Annotated in this window: 1 protein-coding gene; it reads left to right on the top strand. The window is 62.7% G+C overall.

Features of this window, described 5'->3' with window-relative positions:
• Positions 1–61 precede the first annotated feature (61 nt).
• A partial coding sequence (locus tag ACODSO_RS29370) for an ATP-binding protein (protein WP_489040119.1) occupies positions 62–311 on the top strand: 250 nt, incomplete at its 3' end.

Here is a 311-nt window from a genome sequence, read left to right as displayed (position 1 = left end):
CCGTGACGCCCTCGAAGTCACCGCACTGCATTCCTTGGCCGGACGAGGGAGCGGGCGTCTCATGACGAGGCCCCCACTGGCTCAACCCCATCATTCGGTGTCGATGGCGGCCATGGTCGGTGGGGGAGTACGTATTGCCCAACCCGGCGCGATCTCGCTAGCGCATCGAGGGGTGTTGTTTCTCGACGAGGCTCCGGAGTTCGCGCCAAAGGTGTTGGACTCGCTGCGTGGACCGCTGGAGACGGGGGAAATCGTTATTGGACGTTCTCAGGCACACACGACGTTCCCGGCTCGGTTTCAGCTTGTTATGG

The organism is Rhodococcus sp. FG69 (assembly GCF_057808915.1).
The sequence above is the reverse complement of the archived record's forward strand: the minus strand, read 5'-3'. Positions and strand labels throughout refer to the sequence as shown.